This window comes from Glutamicibacter sp. FR1 (assembly GCF_047300825.1).
Taxonomy (GTDB): Bacteria; Actinomycetota; Actinomycetes; order Actinomycetales; family Micrococcaceae; genus Glutamicibacter; species Glutamicibacter nicotianae.
In genome coordinates, this window is the sequence record NZ_CP178602.1 from 2,370,769 (window position 1) to 2,390,978 (window position 20,210).

The following is a 20,210-nucleotide window of genomic DNA, read 5'->3' on the forward strand; positions in this document are numbered from 1 at the left end:
TTTCCGTATCAGATGCGTTTAGCGCGAACGGTAGTTCGGAGCCTCAACGGTCATCATGATGTCGTGCGGGTGGGATTCCTTCAGGCCTGCAGCAGTGATGCGGACGAACTTGCCGCGTGCCTTCAGCTCCGGAACGGTGCGGCCGCCAACGTAGAACATGGTCTGGCGCAGGCCGCCAACCAGCTGGTGGGTGACTGCGGACAGCGGGCCGCGGTATGGCACCTGGCCTTCGATGCCTTCAGGAATCAGCTTCTCGTTCGATGGGGCATCCGCCTGGAAGTAGCGGTCCTTGGAGTACGAGGTGTTCTTGCCGCGGGTTTCCATGGCGCCCAGCGAACCCATGCCACGGTAGGCCTTGAACTGCTTGCCGCCCATGAAGACCAGATCGCCCGGGGATTCTGCGGTGCCTGCCAGCAGGGAGCCGAGCATGACCGAGTCGGCGCCGGCAACCAGTGCCTTGCCGATGTCGCCCGAGTGCTGCAGACCGCCGTCGGCGATCACTGGCACGCCAGCTGGAATCGCGGCCTTGGCTGCTTCGTAGATCGCGGTTACCTGCGGGACGCCCACGCCGGCAACAATGCGGGTGGTGCAGATGGAGCCTGGGCCAACGCCGACCTTGATCGCGTCGGCACCAGCATCGATCAGCGCCTTGGCACCGTCGTAGGTTGCTGCCTGGCCGCCGATGACATCCACGTGCGCAGCGGCTGGGTCCTTCTTCAGACGGGCGATCATGTCGAGCACGCCCTCCGAGTGGCCATTGGCGGTGTCGACAACCAGTGCGTCAACGCCGGCGTCGATCAGGGTCATGGCGCGCTCGTAGCCTTCGCCGAAGAAGCCCACGGCTGCGGCTACGCGCAGGCGGCCGTCCTCGTCCTTGGTGGCCAACGGGTACTGCTCTGCCTTGTCGAAGTCCTTGACGGTGATCAGGCCGGTCAGCTTGCCCTCGTCATCGATCAGCGGCAACTTCTCGATGCGGTTCTTGGACAGCAGCTCGATAACGGTCTCGCGCGATACGCCTTCCTTGGCCGTGATCAGCGGCATGCCGGTCATGACTTCGTAGACCTTGGTGGTCATGTACTGCTCGCGTGGAACAAAACGGGTGTCGCGGTTGGTGATGATGCCCATCAGCTTGCGGTTCTCGTCGACTACCGGCAGGCCGGAGACGCGGTACTGCGCGCACAGTTCATCCCAGTCGGCCAAGGTGGCACCCGGGTGGACGGTGACCGGGTCGGTGATCATGCCCGATTCGCTGCGCTTGACCTGGTCAACCTGCTTAGCCTGGTCCTCGATGGACAGGTTGCGGTGGATCACGCCGATGCCGCCCTGGCGTGCCAGCGCAATGGCCATTGGAGCCTCGGTCACGGTGTCCATGGCAGCGGAGCTGATTGGCACCTGGATGTTGATGCGCTTGGTGAAGCGAGTGGTGGTGTCCGCCTCCGAAGGAATCACATCCGTCGGTCCAGGCAACAGCAGAACGTCGTCGTAGGTGAGTCCTTCAAAAGCAAAGGGGTTGAACTCAGTCACGTGGAAACCTTTCGGGGCGACAGCGGAGGTTGGTTAAATGGTAGAGCTCTTTTGGCGTTCCAGTTATTCCTTCGTGGTGCACTGTGTTCAAGCTCATGCTTCACGCCGTATCCATGGTGACTTATTCCCAGTTTGTTGCTTCCTTGAAGGAGGTGGCGAACTGGCGCTTGGCGCTGAGCACGAAGGTCTTGGACAGGTGCGAATCGTCCAGATACGTCAGGACATTTCCAATGACAGCTTTGCAAACCCCGTCGGGGCAGAGCAACCCCGTCATGTCGAGGGAAACAACCTGGTTCCCGTAATCCTTCGAATCCAGGAACTGCTCTACAGGGTTCACGCTATTCAAGGCGTAGCCGGCCGAGCCATCGCAGTTGTCCAATTCGCCCTTATTGGAATCCACGCATTCGGGAATGGAGTAGGTATAGCGCGGGGTATCGCGCATCGCGATAACGCGGCTTCCCGCATCCAGCAGCGGCTGGATCATCTCGGCGTAGTTGTCCACCAAGGTTTCCTGCTCACCCGGGCTGCGCAGCATGGCATCCGGGGCAGCAACGGTTTTGCTGGCGGTGGTCAGCACCATTTGCGGCGCCAAATCCGCGACATAGTCCTGCGCGGCATCCTGGAAGTCGGAGCAGGTTTCATCCACGCGATCCGCATCGGAACCGTAGCGGCATCCTGGCTCGTAGACCAGGATCCAGCTTCCGCCGGCTTCCTCGATCATTGCCGATGCCGCCGCAGACCAGTGCTGCATGTGGGAATCGCCGAGCAGTACCAGGTCCGGTGCTCCCCCGTCAAAGTCGCCGCCCTGCTCGCAGAAGTGGATCCGCTTATCCTCGGGAGCGTTGGGCCCTTCGCAGGCGATGCCCGGGGTCTGCCACTCGCCATCCAGTTCGGTGGCCAGCGGCAAGGTCAAGGCAGCAGGCGATGGATCCCAGTCCTCGGTCGCGTTGGCACCGGGGTTGTCGGTATCGGTCTGCGCCGCAGCCAGGGCACGGCGGTGCTCAACGTTGTTCTCCCACGCCAGTACAGGAAGGCTGGCTACGCCAATTCCCAATGCAACAACCGCGAACTGGACGATCAGCTTGAAGCCGGCCTGCGGTATCAAGCGCGAGAAGCTTGGGCTGGCCTGCCAGGCGATGGCCGGCTTCTCAATGAACTTGGTGGTGCACCACGAGGCGCCGATGGATGCCGCGATGAGGATGGCACCAGCCAGGAAGGAGGCCTTCTCATTGCCGGAGACCTCAAGGTAGAAGACCAGCATGGGCCAGTGCCACAGGTACATGCCGTAGGACAGGTCGCCCAGCTTGACCAACGGGGGCAGGGAAAGCAGGCCGGATGGGTTGGCCCAGCTGCGCGGAGCCGGGGCGGCAATCACCAGCGCGGCGGCGACGGTGGGAACCAGCGCCATGAAGCCCGGGAACTGTCCCTGCACATCCAGCACGGCACCGCTACCGATCACGGTGACCAGTCCTGCCCAGCCGCCAATGCGGCGGATCTTCTCCGGCAGGGTGGACAGCCATGGCAAGGCCAAAGCCAGCAGCGAGCCGAGCGCGAATTCCCACAGTCGCGCGCCAGTGTGGAAATACGCGACCTGCTGGTTGGTGGCGGTGATGTGGATGGAATATGCCAGCGAGCCTACGAAGATGGCACCGAAGGCGCTGCCGGCTACCAGCGCGAAGCTGCGGCGGGAGAAGAACTTCTTCCAGACCAGTGCGCTGCCGGCGAGCACCAGCGGCCAGATGATGAAGATCTGGCCCTGGACCGACAAGGACCAGAAATGCTGCAGCGGCGAGGCGGCAGCGGTGTTGAAGGCGTAGTAGTCCACCTGGTGATCCGAGAGGTACCAGTTCTGCCAATAGAACAGCGCGGCATTGGACTGGTCGATCAGCTCCAGCCAGCGCGTACTAGGCAGGATGATCCACGCAGCGATGACCACGCCAATGATGACTACCGCCGCTTGCGGGATCAGGCGCGAGAATCGATGCAGCCAGCCATCGAGCAGAGGTGGGCGCTGCCCGCGGGCAATGCGCCGGGCAGTGGAAGAAGTGAGGAAGAAGGCGGAGAGCATCAAGAAGATGTCCACACCGCCAGAGACCCGGGAGAACCAGATGTGATAGCACATCACCAGCAGGACTGCGAGGGCGCGAAGTCCCTGCAAATCAACTCGGAAACCGGCACGCTGGGTGCTTGTCCGAGACTGATCCAAGGTTTGGCTCACTGGCTGCGCTTTCGTCGGGGACAGGTAATTGTCCTCGGCGCTTTCTTCTCGAATCACGTCAGACAACGAACCATCTTATCAATCCGCACCATGCGTTCTTCCCCGTCTAGCGCTTTCCGCACGTGTTCTGCCACTAACGCTGAAAGCTCCCATACTGCTGACTTGTGATGGTTTAGTTGCGGTTCCTTGGAAAATGTCACCGGAATTCCGGCGGTTCATGCTCAAAACCACGCATCGCGGGCTGATCCATCATGCAATGGCGCAATTTGCCTTGGGCCCGACGCGGCGCAATTGGGATGCCGAAAAGGCAGTTGCTACGGCTCAGGACAGGAAGATGCATGTACTCTGCCAGATGCATGGCGCTCCGCTCAAAGCTTGGCCAAGAATACTACCTGGCCACAGCTTGGACCGGCGTGCTTTTCCAGCTCCATACTTTCCAACCTGTCTCGCTATTTGCAGGCAACGTGAAAAAGCCGCCACCGGAACCAGCATGAGGCTGGTCCCGGCGACGGCTTTCGCGCACGGGAAACTGGTCCCGCGCTTGGCGCTTGGCCTTAGTGGCTGTGCGCTTCTTCGTCTGCTTCTTCGGCCTTCTCGGCCACCAGGGTCTCGGTGGTCAGCACCAAGGCCGCGATCGACGCTGCGTTGCGCAGTGCCGAACGGGTGACCTTGACCGGGTCGATGACGCCTGCGTGCAACAGGTTCTCGTAGACACCGGTCTTGGCATTGAAGCCTTCGTTGGCGCCGGACTCTGCGACCTTGGAGGCAACTACCGAACCGTCGAAGCCTGCGTTGGTAGCGATCCAGAACAGTGGCTGCACCAGGGCACGGCGGACAATCGCTACGCCTGCTGCTACGTCGCCTTCGGTGGCCGCGATGCGGGCATCGGTATCCAGCGAAGCCAGCGCGTCAACCAGGGCGGTACCGCCACCGGCAACGATGCCTTCTTCCAGCGCCGCACGAGTCGAGGACACTGCGTCCTCGATGCGGTGCTTGCGTTCCTTCAGCTCGACCTCGGTGGAAGCGCCCACCTTGATTACGCCGATGCCGCCGGACAGCTTGGCCAGACGCTCGGAGAGCTTCTCGCGGTCCCACTCCGAATCGGTGCGGTTCAGCTCAGCCTTCAGCTGGGCTACGCGCTCTGCCACATCCTCGTCGGTGCCAGCGCCATCAACGATGGTGGTGGAATCCTTGGTGACGGTCACGCGGCGTACCGAGCCGAGCACCTCGGTGCCAACCTGGTCCAGGGACAGGCCCAGTTCCGGGGAGACAACCTGGGCACCGGTGAGGATGGCCAGATCCTGCATCATGGCCTTGCGGCGGTCGCCGAAGCCCGGGGCCTTGACGGCTACCACGTTCAGCAGGCCACGCAGCTTGTTGACCACCAAGGTGGACAGGGCTTCGCCCTCGACGTCCTCGGCGATGATCAGCAGCGGCTTCTTCGCTTCCAGGACCTTTTCCAGCAACGGCAGGAATTCTGCCACGGTGGAGATCTTGCCCGGGTTGATCAGGACCAGTGCGTCTTCCAGGACAACTTCCTGGCGCTCCTGGTCGGTGATGAACTGCGGCGAGAGGTAGCCCTTGTCGAACTGCATGCCCTCGGTCAGGAACAGCTCGGTGGCGGTAGTCGAGGACTCTTCGATGGTGATTACGCCATCGGTGCCCACGGTCTTGAAGGCCTTGGCCAGCAGTTCGCCGATTTCATCCGACTGCGCGGAGATCGCGGCAACGTTGGCGACCTTGTCCTCGACGGCCACGGCGTTTGCTGCCAGTGCGTCAGAGACGATCTCGACAGCCAGTTCAATACCCTTGCGGACATCGCCCGGAGCGGCGCCAGCGGCGACGTTCTTCAGGCCTTCCTTGACCAGGGCCTGGGCGAGCACGGTGGCGGTGGTGGTGCCGTCGCCTGCTACGTCATTGGTCTTGGTGGCTACTTCCTTGGCCAGCTGCGCGCCAAGGTTCTCGTATGAATCTTCCAGATCGATCTCACGCGCAATGGTGACACCGTCATTGGTGATGGTCGGGGCGCCCCAGGTCTTGGCAAGCACCACGTTGCGGCCGCGTGGGCCGAGGGTGACCTTCACCGTGTTTGCGAGCTTATCGATGCCCGCTTCGAGGGCGCGTCGCGCATCCTCGTTGAATGCTAGCTGCTTAGCCATGCATTTTCTCCTGAAACTTTAGAGAGGTTGGCGTTACTTTACGACGACTGCCAGTACGTCGCGAGCCGAGAGCACCAGGTACTCTTCGTTGCCGACCTTGACCTCGGTTCCGCCGTACTTCGAGTACAGGACTACGTCGCCTTCAGCAACGTCCAGAGGAATGCGGTTGCCGTTGTCGTCGATGCGGCCTGGGCCTACTGCAACTACGGTGCCTTCCTGCGGCTTTTCCTTAGCGGAGTCTGGGATGACCAGGCCCGAAGCGGTGGTGGTTACGGCTTCGACCTGCTTGATGACAATGCGGTCTTCGAGCGGCTTGATGGAGACAGACATGGTCTCTCCTTTTCGTGTATGAACCAATGGTTGTAGGGGTGCGCCCTATGGCATTGGACCAACCGTCGTCGCGGTGCCAGTTGGTGGTATCCAGTCAGGCGGTGTGCCACGCTGCAAGCTGCAGATGCAACTTCCAATGCGACACCCACACATGACTTTAGGACGAGCATTAGCACTCGGTCAAGGCGAGTGCTAATCATTGCCCTAGTTCTTCATACCGGTTCGCGCAGAGCGCACAGCCGCGGACTCCTCGATGTCCTCCGGAGCATTAAGATCCATGTCGGTGAGCTTGACCAGCTTGGACTTGGTCACCATACGATGCACCAGCCACAACCCGAGGAACAACGGCAAGCCGATATAGGCCGAAAGCACTTCAAGCCCATGGCCAGCCAGCACCGCTTGGTAGTTCTGCCCGATGATCACGGCGATGAGCATCAGGAATGCCACTATCGGTCCCAGCGGGAAGAGCGGGGCCACATAGGGCAGGTCCTTTGCGCTGTAGCCCTGCGCGAGGTAGCCGCGGCGGAACCGGTAATGGGAGACGGCGATGCCCACCCAGACGATGAATCCGCACAGGCCCGAGACGTTCAGCAGCCAGGTATAGGCCGCACCCTGGCCCACCAGCGCGGTGAGGAATCCGAACAGGCCGACCGCCGCGGTGGCCAGCAGCGCCATGATCGGCACGCCGCGAGAGTTGGTGCGCCCGAAGATTTTCGGCGCCTTGCCGTCATGGGCCATGGCATAGAGCATGCGGGTCGACGCGTAGAGCCCGGAATTGCCGGCTGACAGGATGGCGGTGAGGATGACGGCATTCATGGCAGCCGCGGCAAAGGCGATGCCGGCCCGCTCGAAGACCAGGGTGAACGGCGAGGACGCCACATCCGCTTCGCCGCTGGCCAGCAGGCTCGGGTCGGTGAAGGGAATCAGGCAGCCGATGATGAAGATGGCGCCAATGTAGAAGAGCATGATGCGCCAGAACACCCGGCGGATGGCCTTGGGCACTTCGCGGCGTGGATCCTTGGCCTCGCCGGCGGCTACACCCACCAGCTCGGTGCCCTGGAAGGAGAAACCGGCAATCATGAAGACCGAGACGATGGACAGCCAACCGCCATGGAAAACATCCTTGCCTTCGCGCCAGTTCGCCAGCGGATCGGCGTGCGATCCGAGGATGCCGAAAATCATCAGCACGCCGGCGGCCAGGAAGGCGATGACGGTGGCCACCTTGATCAGGGCGAGCCAGAACTCGCCCTCTCCGAAAGCCTTGGCAGACAGCGCGTTCAAGGCGGTCAGCGCAACCAGGAAGACTCCGGCCCAGACCCAACCGGGAACATCGGGCAGCCAGAAGCTCATCACGATGCCGGCCGCGACCAGTTCCGCCGCGACGGTGATGGCCCAGTTGAACCAGTAGTTCCAGCCAATGGCGAATCCGAAGGACGGAGAGACGAAGCGGGTGGCGAAGGTCTGGAAAGATCCTGCCACCGGGATCTTCGCGGTCATCTCGCCCAGGGACTGCATGAGCAGGTACACCATGAGTCCTACGGCCGCATAGGCCAGCAATGCGCCGCCGGGTCCCGCCTGGGCAATCGTGCCGCCCGAGGCCACGAACAGCCCGGTGCCGATGGATCCGCCAATGGCGATCATCTGCAGGTGGCGGCTGCTCATGCCTCGCTTGAGCTGGTTCTGGGCCAGAGGCGCCGGATCCCCCGGCGCAACGGCCGCGGTCTTTTGGTCGATAGTCGACGTCGTTGTCGTTCGCTGCATAGGTTTCATCACAGGTGCCATACAACACCAGTCGCGCGACGGAATGCGACGCGGATCACTTCACGTTTTGCGGAAGGTAGTTGCCCGCTTGCCGGCAATACTGCTCCGCGGTCCCGATAACCGGTGCACGGCGACGGTGAACTGTAGAACAGCGAGAGCACTACTTGTTAGTTGGATACACCAGATGGCAAAAAGGGTTAGGCTTTCTAACCAATTTAATACTCATGAAAAAGCATTCCTTTCACTAGCGAGTTTCGGTTTTCAGATCCTCCAGCTTCAAGATGCTTTTTCCCAGGTGCTCCCCGCCCGCGTACCGAGTCGTGGCAATGCCTTCCCGGTGATTCTGCGAATTTCGAATATGACGCGCTTTTGTCACATAGATCACGTTCGTCGCGAGCTGGACGCACTGCGATGCCCGGACACGCCCGAGGCTCATCGACGATAGTCTTGGGTCATGGCCCAGGCTTCAAATGACTCCACGCTGAATGAACAATTCGCCGCTCTGCTTTCGGAAGATGGCTGGAAGCTGCTTTCCACCATCGATCCATCCATGGTGGCTACAAAGGATGCCGCTTGGACGCTGAATGAGAAGCTGCGCAAAGAGGGCCACGACCCCAAGATTGTCCGCGCCGTCATGGCCCAGGCCGAGCTGCGATTCAGGGCGCGGGTGAAATTCGGCCCATTCGCCGATTCACTGGTCCTGACCCCGGCCGGATTGGAGCAGGCGACCCGCCTGACCATTGCCGGGCTGCATGCCCGTCGCTACACGAATGCCGGATCCACCCATGTGGCCGACCTCGGATGCGGCATCGGCACCGATTCGATTGCACTGGCCAGCGCAGGACTGCAGGTCACCGCCGTTGAGCTGGATGAAACGACTGCGGCCGCCACAACCTTGAACCTGATGCCTTTTGACAACGCCAAAGTGATTCACGGAAGTGCCGAGGATACGGATCTGACGGGCATTGATGGTGTCTGGCTGGATCCCGCACGGCGCACCGACGTGAAAGGGAGCACCCGTCGGCTTTTCGACCCCGAGGCGTTCTCCCCTCCTCTGTCTTTCGTGGAGAAACTGGTGGACTCGGGGCTGGATGTCGGAGTGAAGCTGGGCCCTGGCCTTCCTCATGAAGCGATCCCGGCGAATGCCGAGGCGGTCTGGATCTCCGACCACGGCTCGGTCATCGAGGCCTGCCTCTGGTTCGGCAAGCTGAAGCGCAAGGACATTGCCCGTGCCGCGCTGGTGATCGACAAGGACGGCGCCCACGAATTGTCCAGTGCTGAAACGGCAGAGAATGACCAGCCAGCACCGGTAGGCGACTTGGAAGCGCACATCTACGAACCCGATGGCGCAGTCATCCGCTCACACCTGATTTCGACGCTGTTGGAGCAGACTGGCGGCCATCTGCTCGATGAGCATATCGCCTACTTCACCCATGAGCAGCAGATTTCCACGCCGTTTGCGCGCGGCTACAAAGTCCTGGCAGTCCACGACTACAACGTGAAGAAGCTGCGCAGCTGGGTGAAATCAAACGGCATCGGCACGCTGGATATCAAGAAGCGCGGAGTCGATGTCACTCCGGAAGAACTGCGGCGCATTCTACTGGCAGGCTCTCCCAAGAGTGCCAAGAACAAGGCCACGCTGATCTTGGCCCGCCTCGGAGAGAAACGCGTAGCATTCGAGGTCATCCCGCACTAATCTGGGGTGACGCAGGTCCCACCGGAAGATTGTCCTGGCGGGAGCGGCGCAATACATACAATGAATATGGAGAAACACCGGGGAATCGGTGCATGTTCCATCCGTCTTGTTCGGCTCCGGAGCATTCCGTCCGAGATGTCATCAATAGGAGCGCCGTGCAGAAAATCGAGTTCGTCCAGTCTTCCCAATCCACTATCGGTGTCGAGTGGGAAATCGCCTTGGTCAATCGCGAGAATGCGGACTTGTGCTCGGTTGCCGAGAACATTCTCAACCAGCTCAAGGACGAGGCCGGCCTCGACCATGGTGAAGAGCATCCCACGGTGAAGCCGGAGCTGCTGATGAATACCGTCGAGGTAGTCACCGGCGTCCACACCACCGTGGCCGATGCGGCCGAGGAACTGCGCACCAATGTGCGCATGCTCAACGAGGTAGCGGGCAATCACGGGGTGGACTTGTACTCTGCCGGTTCGCATCCGTTTGCCGCACCGACCTTGCAGCCCGTGACGGACAAGGATCGCTACGCCAAGCTGATTGACCGTACCCAGTGGTGGGGACGGCAGATGGTGATCTACGGCGTGCACGTTCATGTGGGACTCGATGACCGCGAGAAGGCTCTGCCCATCACCGACGGGCTGATCAACTACCAGCCGCATTTCCAGGCCCTCAGCGCTTCCAGCCCCTACTGGGGCGGGGAAGACACCGGCTACGCATCGCAGCGCTCGCTGATGTTCCAGCAGCTGCCGGCGGCAGGGATTCCTTTCCACTTCGATTCGTGGTCCGAGTACGAAGCCCATGTGGCAGACATGCTGCACACCGGAGTCATTGACGATGTCTCGGAAATCCGTTGGGATGTGCGACCGGTGCCGCGTTTGGGCACCGTGGAAATGCGCATCTGCGATGGCGTCAGCTCGCTGGAGGACATTGCCGCGATCACCGCGCTAACCCAGTGCCTCGTGCACGATATGTCGCTGTCCATCGAAGCCGGCTATAAGATTCCGGTCATGCCAGCCTGGTTCCGTGTGGAGAACAAGTGGCGCGCCGCCCGCTACGGCCTGGATGCCATCATCATCCTCAATGCGCAGGGCGATGAGATGCTGGTGACCGACCACCTGCGCTCAGAGGTCAAGCGACTGGGGCCGATCGCCGAGCAGCTGGGATGCTCCGAAGAATTGCAGGGCATCATCCGCTTGATTGAGCGCGGTGCCGAATACCAGCTGCAGCGCAATACCTTTGCGGCATCCGGCGGTGACTTCAAGGCCGTGGTGCAGGAAAACGTGCGCCGCATGAAGGCCGTCTAGCTTGGGCAGCATCGCAGCGGTAGCAAATTACGGCATCCAGCTCATGCAGTAGTCGAGGTTCTTGATGACGGTTCTGGCGGCGGCTTCAGGGTCGCCTGCCTGGATTGCGTCCACCAATGATTCGTGGCCCTCGTGCAGGCAGCCATCGAATCCATCGGAAAGCCGCTGGACCATCTTGGTTCCGTGGAAGACATCCCCGAAGCTCTCATAGATCTCGCTCATCAGCGGAACTCCGGACGCACGCGCCACTTCCAAACGGAACTTCCAATCGGCTTGCGCCCAGGCCGGATAGTCCCGGGCTTCCCACGCCTCGCTTCGCTGGATCAGCAACGTGCGCAGCTTTTCGATGACTTTCGCATCAGCAGCTTTCGCTGCGAGCCGGGCCGACTGGGTATCGAGGGCGAAGCGCACCTGGAGCACGTCCTGGTCTGAGTGGTCTCGGAATACGCGTTGAGCGGTGCCGCTGATCTCGCTGGTCGCACGCACATAGGTCCCATCACCGCGGCGAACCTCGAAGATGCCAGTACTAGCCAGCGCCTTGATGGCTTCGCGCTAGGTCCCCCGGGAGACACCCATTTCAGCCATCAGCTCGGGCTCTGCCGGTATCCGTTCCCCGACCTTCCACCGGCCTTGGGCTACGGCGGCCTGCAACTTCGCTCCGACTTCTTCGGACAGCGGCGGACGCAACGGAGTCTTGCTCATGAGCGCTCCACTTCGGCTTCGCTGTCAACTTCGATCAACTGGTGGTCATCGGTTTCGGTACGCAAGCCGCCGAGCTTGAAGCAGAACAACAGCTGCATCACGGAGAAGCCGAGGATGATCACCAAGCCAGCCGTCCACGACCCCAACGCGCCTTGCATGAGTCCCAGTGCGAAAGGGCCGATCGCCGCAAGCAAGTAACCGACAGATTGGGCCACGGTGGACAGTGCCGTGGTTTCCGCTGCGCTGCCGCCGCTGCGGCTGATCATGAGCATCACCAGCGGGAACACCCCGAAACCCAGACCGAAGAGGATCGAGCTGATCAGGGACAGCTCCACTGGCAACAGCAGCAACGCGATAAAGCCAAGGACAGAGCAACTGGTCGTCAGCAGGAAGGCACTGCGCAGCAAATCCGGCTTCGACGCCATCCAGAGCATGATCATGACGGCCGGAATGCTGACGCCCTGCACGATGCCCAGCATCAATCCGGCATCAACTGACTCCAACCCGCGCGAAATGAGAATGTGCGGCAGCCAGCTGACCACGGTGTAGACCAGCAGCGACTGGAGGGCGAAAACAGCGGTGAACAGCAAGCCCTTGCGTGTGGCCAGCAACGGCCACGGGGAAACATGCGCGCCTTTTTCACCGGCTGAACCCTTCCAGGAAATGGAAAGCGGCACCATGACCAGCAAAGCCATGCCTGCGGGAATAGCCCACAAGGCCAAGGCGGTTGTCGGAGAACCTGCCTGGACCGCCAGTGGAACGCTGACCGCCGAGGCCAGCGTCGCGCCAATGGACATGGTTGTCGTGTAGGCAGCAGTCATCGACGCAGCACGATTCCTGTGGTGCTCGCGGATGAACGATGGCATCGCCACTTTGCAGATGGCCAAGCCGCACATGCCCACAACTGTGCCCGCCAGCAAAGCCCAAGTTGAATCGACAACACGCAGGGTGAGGCCTCCGGTGAGCAGCAGCAAGGACAGCGCTATGCCCAGTTCCAGGCCGGTCCAGCGGATCACCAGGCTCGTTGCCGCGCCAGCTACGGCAAAGCACAAAACCGGGATGGTGGGCAGCAACGAAGCGACGAACGTCCCGTACCCCATCATCTCCTGCAGGTCATGGAATAGCGGCGATGCCGCGGCAATGCCCATGCGCAGGTTCAGCCCCACGAGAATAACGGCTGCTACAGCGAGTGCACCAGCCAGCCAGCCATGGGGATTTGCGTGGAACGCTGGCCACTGGAGGAAGCACTGATTCAGAGGAGTTGTCGATCAATTTTAAAGATTAGACGTTTGATGTTTAGCTTAGCTAATCATGTGACTCGTTCCACGTTCGAACCGGCACAAGCCCGAAAGACGCAAGTTCGCCCATTTTATTTATGCACAACAATGCATGCGGACTACCAATGTTCACCAACAGGCCACTAGGCATCCATACGCTCTAGGAGTTATCAGCCAGTCTACTTTGCAGCTGGCTACTAATTTCATCTGAAAGGCAGTTCTTTGAGCACTTCGTCGCCTGTCCCCCGCCGTGGAGTATTGATTGGCAGCACCACAGCCGCGATTACCGGACTTCTCGCCGCCAGCGGCACCGCAGCAGCTGCTGCTGCTCCAGCCAGGAAGTCCACGGCATCTGCCCCGAAGCTCAAGTTCTCTGCCGACGGCAAATTCAAGATCGTCCAGTTCAATGACACCCAGGATGGGCCACGCACCGACCGACGGACGCTTGAACTGATGAACAAGGTGCTCGATACCGAGAAGCCGGGCTTCGCACTCATCAACGGCGACGTCATCAACGGTTCGCCGAAAACCGTCACTGAGGTCAAGCAAGCTATCAACAACGTGGTGCAGCCAATGGAATCGCGGGGCATCCCTGGGCTTTGACTTTTGGCAACCATGACGAGGATTCGATGCCCAACGGCACGAATATGTCCGATGCCAAGATCCTCGATTTCATTCACGGGTACAAGTTCAACGTCAACGCGAAGAATGACAAGATCCAGGGCGAGTCGAACTCCCAGCTTTTGCTCGCCTCGTCCAAGAACGCCAAGCCAGCCTTCGGCATTTGGCTGCTCGACTCGAATCGCTACGCGCCAGATGCCATTGGCGGCCAGGATTTCGAAGGACTCATGTCCTACGACTGGATCCGTCCGGAGCAGATCGCGTGGTACCGCGACGCCTCCAAGGTCACCGAATCACGCTACGGCAAGGTCCAGTCCTTGATGTTCTTCCACATCCCGCTGTGGGAGCACCATCACATGTGGTACGGAGCCCAGTTCACTTCGAATGATGCCGACCATGAGAAGGCCGTCAAGAAGCACTCCATCGAGGGAGTCAAGAACGAGGGCATCTACACCGCAGCGTTCAACTCGGGCATGTTCACTGCTCTGCAGGAACGCGGAGATGTGCGTGGCGTGTACTGCGGCCACGACCACATCAACACTTTCAAGGGCGACTACTACGGCATCGAGCTGGGCTACGCGCCAGGTACCGGATTCGGCACCTACGGATTAGGCGGTACCGAGAACCACGAGCTTCGTGGCGCCCGCGTCTTCGAACTCGACGAGAATAAGGACGGGGTCTACACCGGAACCCGCACCATCTTTGCCAAGGATCTGGGCATCGATATGGGCACCACGGCCCAGCCGATCTACGAGCCGCTTCCTCTTCCATAACAGTGAGACCTGCTGCACGCTGATTAATCAGCGTGCATCAGGTCATCAGAAACCGAAAAGCATAGGCATAATGACGTACCGGTATTGGCCTAAGCCTCCCAGGCACTATAGGACCAGTACGAGTATCCGGTTCTAAGAAATGCAGATCTGCGCTTAACGCAAGGTGATCTGCGTTACCGGCTGCGACGAGTCGGTAGCGAAATCCAGGCCCGACGGAGCCACACCATCAGCGACCAACTGTGCGCCGAGCGCCGCGACCATGCCGCCATTATCCGTGCAGAGGCTGAACGGCGGAACCACGAGTTCGATTCCCGCCGAGGTGCAACGAGCTGCCAGCAATTCGCGCAGGCGGGTATTAGCTGCCACTCCCCCGCCTAGGAGCAAGGTCTTCAGGCCCTGCTCTTGCATGGCACGCACAGCCTTCGAAGTAATGACATCCACGACTGCTTCCTGGAAGGACGCAGCAATATCGGCAGTTGGGATCTCTTCGCCACTAGCTTCGAAGTGCTCTACGCAGCGGGCTACAGCAGTCTTGAGCCCTGAGAACGAGAAGTTGTTGCGGTGCTTGCCAGGGTTCTCGGCGCTGCCGACGAACTTCGGCAAAGACAAGCCGCGAGGGAAGCGGAATGCCTTGCGGTCTCCGTCCTTGGCTGCTTTGTCGATGGCTGGCCCGCCGGGGTACCCTAGGCCCAGCAGACGAGCAGTCTTGTCATAGGCTTCGCCGGCCGCATCATCAATCGTGGAGCCCAGCAGCTGCACATCGTTGGTCAGCGACGTGACTTTCAAGATTTCGGTATGCCCGCCCGAGACCAGCAAAGCTCCGAAGGTCGGTGGCAATACGGTTCCTTCGAGCACACCTACGCCTACGTGGGCAACCAGGTGGTTGATCCCGTACAACGGCCTCCCTGTAGCCAACGCCAGAGCCTTGGCTGCCGAAACGCCAACCATCAGAGCACCGGCCAGGCCTGGACCGCTGGTCACGGCAATGGCGTCAATGTCATCAAGAGTCAGTTCCGCGGTGTCCAGAGCTGACTGCAGGGTGGGCACAAAGGCTTCCAGGTGTGCACGCGCTGCGATCTCTGGAATCACTCCGCCATAGCGCACGTGTTCATCCATGGAACTGGAGACAGCGTTGGCCAGAAGCTTGTTGCCGCGCACGATGCCTACGCCGGTTTCGTCGCAGGAGGACTCAATGCCTAGTACTACGGGTTCGTTGAAGCTCATGCGTTGCGTTCTTCCTCTTGTCCCTGCTGTGCATCCAGCGGGAGTCTCATAATTAGTGCATCGACCCCGCCCTTGTAGTACCCATTGCGGCGGTGGATAGTGGTGAATCCAAAGGATTCATACAGGCCAATGGCGGTGGGGTTGTCAAAGCGAACTTCGAGCATCACATCCAGTGCATTTTTCTCACCGGCCGTCTGGATGAGCAATGACAAGAGCTTGCGGCCCAAGCCCCGGCCTTGGTAATCCGGGTGCAGGGCTATGGTCTGGACATCGGCTATCGGCAAGACCACGCAAAGCCCTGCATAGCCGACAACTCGACCAGCGTCTTCATAGACCCAGTAGGTGCGGGTATCGCGCTGCGCCAGCTCGGATTCGAAACCGGCAAGCGGCCATGCATCCTCGGGAAAAAGCTGCTGCTCAAGATCATGGACGGCTTGCAGATCATCTGGCTGCATTCGGCGCAGGAGAACCTCGTGCTGCTCGCTCACGCCTTGGCCTGCTTCATGAAGGCAGGAACCTGCGCATCGGATTCGCGCAGATACTGAGGCGAAGTATCTGAGAGGTCCATGCCTCCAGCGAGGTCGCGCAATGCCCGGCGGGCCAGGAAGCCGGCGTCGGCAATCCATTCGAAGGACTCAGGCATTGGCTTGGCACCGGCTTCCTCAAGCTGCTCGACGTAGATGCCGGCCCCGACACCGAAAACTGGCAACGCCGGAAGAGCTGACGCTGCTGAAACATGCGGTCCATCAACCATGGTTCCGGAATTGTCATAGCTTGCCCAGTAGACTTCTTTGCGTCGTGCGTCCGAGGCGACAACGAATTCAGCAGGAACATCACCGGACTCCAGCACCTGCTCGGCGAGCGCATGCAGAGACATCTCTCCGTGCACAGGTACCTGCCATACGAATCCGAAAGTACGCGCGGCCACCAAGCCAACGCGCAGGCCGGTGAAAGGACCCGGACCAACGCCGACGATGATGCCCGCAAGGTCTTCGCCTTTTTGGCCGTGGGTGTCCAATAGCTCCTTGACGTATGCCGACAAGGTTTCGGTCTGGTCGTTTCCCTTGGAGGAAACGCGCTTGTCGACAAGTAAACCGGTGGTTTCGTCAACTAGTGCCACCGATGCGTTGGCAGAGGTGTCGATAGCTAAGTAATTAGGCATGTTTTTCTTCCGTGCGCTGTGCCGCAACCGCAGACAGCAATGAATCTTTCAGCTGGGCAAAGGCATCTTCGTCCCAACGGGGGCCGATAGCTTTCAGGCTGAACAACCGCGGCTCATCCAGTTCCCCGTCGGCTTCTTCCCATGGGTTGCCGACTGGTGCGGCCAGGGCTTCGCGATCCAACTGGATCTCCAAGCGTGAATCGGTAAGGTGTTCGACCTTCCCCAAGCCCCATTCCACGACGGTAACTGAATCCGCCAAGGTTGATTCAAGATCCAGGGTGTCAACGTCATCATGGTCCTTGAGACGGTAGGCATCTACGTGGATCAGACCGGGTCCATCCCCAAGTGATGGGTGCTGGCGAGCCAGTACGAACGTCGGGGAGATGATTCCTTCACGGACGTTCAGTCCCACGCCCAGCGACTGGGTCAGCGTTGTCTTGCCAGCTCCAAGTGCACCCGTAAGGATGACCAGGTCACCGGCCTTGAGCTGAGCGCCTAGGGCTTCGCCCATCGCTTCGGTGACGGTGAGGTCATCCAGCTGGCAGGAGAATTCCGATATCGGGTTATTCACCGGCCTCACCCCAGCTGCCTTCAATGTAGTAGCGAGGTACACGTGGCGAAATGCGGGTCACCACTTCGTAGTTGATGGTGTTCGCTGCGTAGGCCCAGGTGTTAACCGACTGCCCGCCGTCACCGAAGATAATTGCTTCAGCTCCCAGGAATTCTTCTGGGTTGATGCCTGCTCCCAAATCGATGACGCACTGGTCCATGGCAATGCGACCACGTACTGGATAGGTGCGCCCATTGACAGTCACTGGAGCACCGGTTGCGATCCTTGGCAGTCCATCGGCATAACCCATGGGGATCAGGCCGAGGTAGGTTTCCCCTTCGGTCTTGTAATTCAGGCCATAGGAAACACCCTGCCCCGGGTGAACCTTCTTGACATTCGCAACCCGGGTCTTCACTGTCATAGCTGGGCGCAGCCCGAAGCTCTCTGGCGATTCACCGTCAAACGGGCTAAGGCCATACAGGCCCAGTCCCAGGCGAACCATTTCGTGATGTGAATCCGGTCGGGAAAGAATCCCAGGAGTGTTGGCGATATGGCGCACTTCCAAATCGAAGCCGGCAGCTTCCACTAGTTCTATGGCCCTGTCGAAGAGTTCCAGCTGTTCATCGGTTTCCGGGCGCTCAGGTTCATCTGCCACCGCCAGATGGGAGAAGATGCCAACTACACGCAACAGCCCCTCTTCTTGGAAATCGCTGGCGCGGTTCAGCAGATCCGGCAGGGCATCCATGGTGGAGCCATTGCGGCCAAGCCCGGTGTCTACCTTGATATGGATCCGTGCCGGAGTCTGCACTGCACGTGCCGCGGCGGCAACGTATTCAAGCTCCCAGCCTGATACTCCGAGGTCGAGACCGGCGTCAATGGCGGCCTCGAACGGAGTGTCTTCAGTATGCAGCCAGACCACCATGGGCGCATCGACTCCCGCGTCACGCAGGGCGAGTGCTTCAGTGACATGGGCGCAACCTATCCACCGGGCTCCGCCTTCCAAGGCAGCTTTGGCTACTGGGATGGCTCCGTGCCCGTACGCGTCAGCTTTGACGACGGCCATGACTGCGGCTGGGGCCACAACATCAGAAATCTGCTTGACGTTGTTGCGGATGGCCGACAGGTCAATGACTGCGCGGCGTTCAAAGCCAATCGCCTGTGCACTGCTGGTGCTGTTTGTCATGTTGCTTTCTTCAAGCGCTTCAGAGTTCACCCATTCATCTTCGCACTTTTCGGAATCACTTGCTTTGTTCACCCATGCGCAGTTCGGCACATGAGGCTGGTTAAAGCCGGAAGGAGCGGGTACGAACAAGTTTGCTGTTCGAACCCGCTCCTTGAAGACGGATGATTTTCGGGGGTTAGCGAAGAGTCTTCAGCTCATCGCGGATCTGGGCAAGCAGCTCCAGCTGTGGGTCTACTTCTTCCTCAGGTTCTTCTACACCTGCAGCACGGCGCGCTGCGATGTGCTCGTTCAGCTTGGTCATCGGCAGAACCAATGCGAAGTAAACGGCTGCGGCAATCAGCAGGAAGTTGACCAGGGCGGTCAGGAAGACGCCAAACTTGATCTCTACCCCGTTAATAGTTAGCAACAGGAAGCTGTCGAAGCTTGGAGAACCAACCAGGGCGGCAATCAATGGCATCAGCACATTGTCGACCAAAGCGGTAACGACGGCGCCGAAGGCAGCGCCGATAACGACGGCAACGGCCAGATCGACAACGTTGCCCTTCATAATAAAATCGCGGAAACCTTTAAGCATAGTTAGAGCATACACAGGCAAAACACAGCACCACTACGATTTTGTGGAGCGATTTCCAATAGTTCGGCAAATTCACAGGATTCGTTTGCTTAAATATCCGGTGAAAAGCCTAGATTTTCCGCAACAGCATTCGTCGCACCGAATGATCCGCTGACTTGCGCAGTACCAATTGCGCCCGTCCTCGCGTGGGCAAGACGTTCTCCTTGAGATTCGGCTCGTTGATGCGCTTCCAGATGCCGTGCGCCGTTTCCCGCGCTTCCACATCGGTGAGCTGGGAATAGCGATGGAAGTAGCTCGCCGGATCGGAAAAGGCTCCCGAGCGCAGGCGCATGAATCGCTTGATGTACCACTCTTCGATATCCGCCGTACGTGCATCTACATATACGGAGAAGTCGAAGAAGTCGCTCAACGCCAGTCCTGCGGTTCCATCGGAACGAGTACGCGCCGGCTGCAGCACGTTCAATCCCTCGACAATGAGCACCTGCGGCGAGCGGATTACATTGCGCTCCCCCGGGATGATGTCGTAGGTCAGGTGCGAGTACACCGGGGCACTGACTTCCGGGGCACCCGACTTCACTGCCGAGACGAAGCGCAGCAATGCACGACGGTCATAGGATTCAGGGAAACCCTTGCGGTGCATGATCCCGCGGCGCTCGAGTTCCGCATTGGGGTACAAGAAACCGTCAGTAGTGATGAGCTGGACATCAGGAGTATGCGGCCAGCGGCGCAGCATTTCCTGCAATACACGAGCGGTCGTGGATTTTCCCACGGCAACGGATCCGGCGACGCCAATGACAAAAGGCGTCCGATTGGTCTGCTCACCCAAGAAGGTAGTGGTCGCCTGATGCGTTGCACCGGCTCCCTCCACGTACAGCGACAGGAGGCGACTCAGTGGCAGGTAGACGTCGCGGACCTCCTGGAGGTCCAGCTGATCACCGAGGCCGCGAAGGCGTTCGATGTCGGAGTAGTTCAGCGGCTGTTCCATCTTGTTGGACAGTCGCGCCCATGTCTCGCGTTCAAGTTCAACAAACGGCGAGATGGATGATTCTAGTGTTCCGTGTGGTTCCACGAGGGTAAATTCTGCCAAGAATATGCTCCACATCCCAATTAGCAAGATCAACAAGGCAATTAGTTTCGGTGAAATACGGCGGCCTGGTG

The 20,210-nt window shown here is 59.9% G+C and carries 19 protein-coding genes; 4 read left to right on the forward strand and 15 right to left on the reverse strand.

Annotated features, from left to right (window positions below; translation table 11 throughout):
* Nucleotides 1-18: 18 nt before the first annotated feature.
* From guaB to ACLQ8T_RS11435, 5 genes are all read right to left on the reverse strand, one after another.
* A complete protein-coding gene (gene guaB / locus ACLQ8T_RS11415; protein ID WP_413454695.1) occupies nucleotides 19-1,524 on the reverse strand; it encodes an IMP dehydrogenase in 1,506 nt (501 codons plus the stop codon).
* Nucleotides 1,525-1,645: 121 nt separating this feature from the next.
* A complete protein-coding gene (locus ACLQ8T_RS11420) occupies nucleotides 1,646-3,799 on the reverse strand; it encodes an acyltransferase family protein (protein WP_413454696.1) in 2,154 nt (717 codons plus the stop codon).
* Between the two features lie 497 nt (nucleotides 3,800-4,296).
* Nucleotides 4,297-5,901 (reverse strand): chaperonin GroEL, encoded by a 1,605-nt coding sequence (gene groL / locus ACLQ8T_RS11425; protein ID WP_413454697.1) that lies wholly within the window; start codon nucleotides 5,899-5,901, stop codon nucleotides 4,297-4,299.
* A 33-nt stretch (nucleotides 5,902-5,934) separates the two neighbouring features.
* Nucleotides 5,935-6,231: a co-chaperone GroES gene (gene groES / locus ACLQ8T_RS11430; protein WP_013349608.1), complete on the reverse strand. Its 297-nt coding sequence runs from the start codon at nucleotides 6,229-6,231 to the stop codon at nucleotides 5,935-5,937.
* A 204-nt stretch (nucleotides 6,232-6,435) separates the two neighbouring features.
* Nucleotides 6,436-7,992, reverse strand: coding sequence for an amino acid permease (locus tag ACLQ8T_RS11435; protein WP_413456405.1), 1,557 nt, complete (start codon nucleotides 7,990-7,992; stop codon nucleotides 6,436-6,438).
* Between the two features lie 454 nt (nucleotides 7,993-8,446).
* On the opposite strand from ACLQ8T_RS11435, the gene ACLQ8T_RS11440 reads away from it, so the two are divergent.
* Both ACLQ8T_RS11440 and ACLQ8T_RS11445 read left to right on the forward strand, forming a co-directional pair.
* Nucleotides 8,447-9,688 (forward strand): THUMP-like domain-containing protein, encoded by a 1,242-nt coding sequence (locus tag ACLQ8T_RS11440; protein WP_413454698.1) that lies wholly within the window; start codon nucleotides 8,447-8,449, stop codon nucleotides 9,686-9,688.
* A 155-nt stretch (nucleotides 9,689-9,843) separates the two neighbouring features.
* Nucleotides 9,844-10,986, forward strand: a complete 1,143-nt coding sequence (locus tag ACLQ8T_RS11445; protein ID WP_413454699.1) for a glutamate--cysteine ligase — start codon at nucleotides 9,844-9,846, stop codon at nucleotides 10,984-10,986.
* Nucleotides 10,987-11,013: 27 nt separating this feature from the next.
* Here the strand turns inward: ACLQ8T_RS11445 and ACLQ8T_RS11450 are convergent, their stop codons facing one another.
* The 3 genes from ACLQ8T_RS11450 to ACLQ8T_RS11460 all read right to left on the reverse strand — a co-directional run bounded on the left by ACLQ8T_RS11450 (nucleotide 11,014) and on the right by ACLQ8T_RS11460 (nucleotide 12,854).
* A complete protein-coding gene (locus ACLQ8T_RS11450; protein WP_413454700.1) occupies nucleotides 11,014-11,472 on the reverse strand; it encodes a FadR/GntR family transcriptional regulator in 459 nt (152 codons plus the stop codon).
* A 66-nt stretch (nucleotides 11,473-11,538) separates the two neighbouring features.
* Nucleotides 11,539-11,688: a GntR family transcriptional regulator gene (locus tag ACLQ8T_RS11455; RefSeq protein WP_413454701.1), complete on the reverse strand. Its 150-nt coding sequence runs from the start codon at nucleotides 11,686-11,688 to the stop codon at nucleotides 11,539-11,541.
* The gene (locus ACLQ8T_RS11460) at nucleotides 11,685-12,854 is read right to left on the reverse strand and encodes a CynX/NimT family MFS transporter (RefSeq protein WP_413454702.1); all 1,170 of its coding nucleotides are present in this window, start codon (nucleotides 12,852-12,854) and stop codon (nucleotides 11,685-11,687) included. Before ACLQ8T_RS11460 ends, ACLQ8T_RS11455 begins: the two co-directional genes overlap by 4 nt.
* A gap of 333 nt (nucleotides 12,855-13,187) precedes the next feature.
* On the opposite strand from ACLQ8T_RS11460, the gene ACLQ8T_RS11465 reads away from it, so the two are divergent.
* Together ACLQ8T_RS11465 and ACLQ8T_RS11470 are read left to right on the forward strand one after the other, a co-directional pair.
* The gene (locus ACLQ8T_RS11465; protein ID WP_413454703.1) at nucleotides 13,188-13,568 is read left to right on the forward strand and encodes a hypothetical protein; all 381 of its coding nucleotides are present in this window, start codon (nucleotides 13,188-13,190) and stop codon (nucleotides 13,566-13,568) included.
* On the forward strand, nucleotides 13,565-14,359 hold the full coding sequence (locus tag ACLQ8T_RS11470; protein WP_413454704.1) for a phosphoesterase: 795 nt from the start codon (nucleotides 13,565-13,567) through the stop codon (nucleotides 14,357-14,359). Before ACLQ8T_RS11465 ends, ACLQ8T_RS11470 begins: the two co-directional genes overlap by 4 nt.
* A 153-nt stretch (nucleotides 14,360-14,512) precedes the next feature.
* Here ACLQ8T_RS11470 and tsaD read toward each other — a convergent pair whose 3' ends face one another.
* The 7 genes from tsaD to coaA form a co-directional block, all read right to left on the reverse strand.
* A complete protein-coding gene (tsaD, locus tag ACLQ8T_RS11475) occupies nucleotides 14,513-15,583 on the reverse strand; it encodes a tRNA (adenosine(37)-N6)-threonylcarbamoyltransferase complex transferase subunit TsaD (protein ID WP_413454705.1) in 1,071 nt (356 codons plus the stop codon).
* Nucleotides 15,580-16,071, reverse strand: coding sequence for a ribosomal protein S18-alanine N-acetyltransferase (gene rimI, locus ACLQ8T_RS11480; protein WP_413454706.1), 492 nt, complete (start codon nucleotides 16,069-16,071; stop codon nucleotides 15,580-15,582). Before rimI ends, tsaD begins: the two co-directional genes overlap by 4 nt.
* Entirely contained in the window at nucleotides 16,068-16,745 is a 678-nt protein-coding gene (gene tsaB / locus ACLQ8T_RS11485; RefSeq protein WP_413454707.1) for a tRNA (adenosine(37)-N6)-threonylcarbamoyltransferase complex dimerization subunit type 1 TsaB, read from the reverse strand. The genes rimI and tsaB overlap by 4 nt, the downstream gene beginning before the upstream one ends.
* Nucleotides 16,738-17,316, reverse strand: coding sequence for a tRNA (adenosine(37)-N6)-threonylcarbamoyltransferase complex ATPase subunit type 1 TsaE (gene tsaE / locus ACLQ8T_RS11490; protein ID WP_413454708.1), 579 nt, complete (start codon nucleotides 17,314-17,316; stop codon nucleotides 16,738-16,740). The genes tsaB and tsaE overlap by 8 nt, the downstream gene beginning before the upstream one ends.
* On the reverse strand, nucleotides 17,309-18,478 hold the full coding sequence (gene alr / locus ACLQ8T_RS11495) for an alanine racemase (protein ID WP_413454709.1): 1,170 nt from the start codon (nucleotides 18,476-18,478) through the stop codon (nucleotides 17,309-17,311). Before alr ends, tsaE begins: the two co-directional genes overlap by 8 nt.
* Before the next feature lie 175 nt (nucleotides 18,479-18,653).
* Nucleotides 18,654-19,052: a large conductance mechanosensitive channel protein MscL gene (gene mscL, locus ACLQ8T_RS11500; protein ID WP_413454710.1), complete on the reverse strand. Its 399-nt coding sequence runs from the start codon at nucleotides 19,050-19,052 to the stop codon at nucleotides 18,654-18,656.
* Between the two features lie 109 nt (nucleotides 19,053-19,161).
* The gene (gene coaA, locus ACLQ8T_RS11505) at nucleotides 19,162-20,121 is read right to left on the reverse strand and encodes a type I pantothenate kinase (RefSeq protein ID WP_204723297.1); all 960 of its coding nucleotides are present in this window, start codon (nucleotides 20,119-20,121) and stop codon (nucleotides 19,162-19,164) included.
* Between the last annotated feature and the right edge of the window lie 89 nt (nucleotides 20,122-20,210).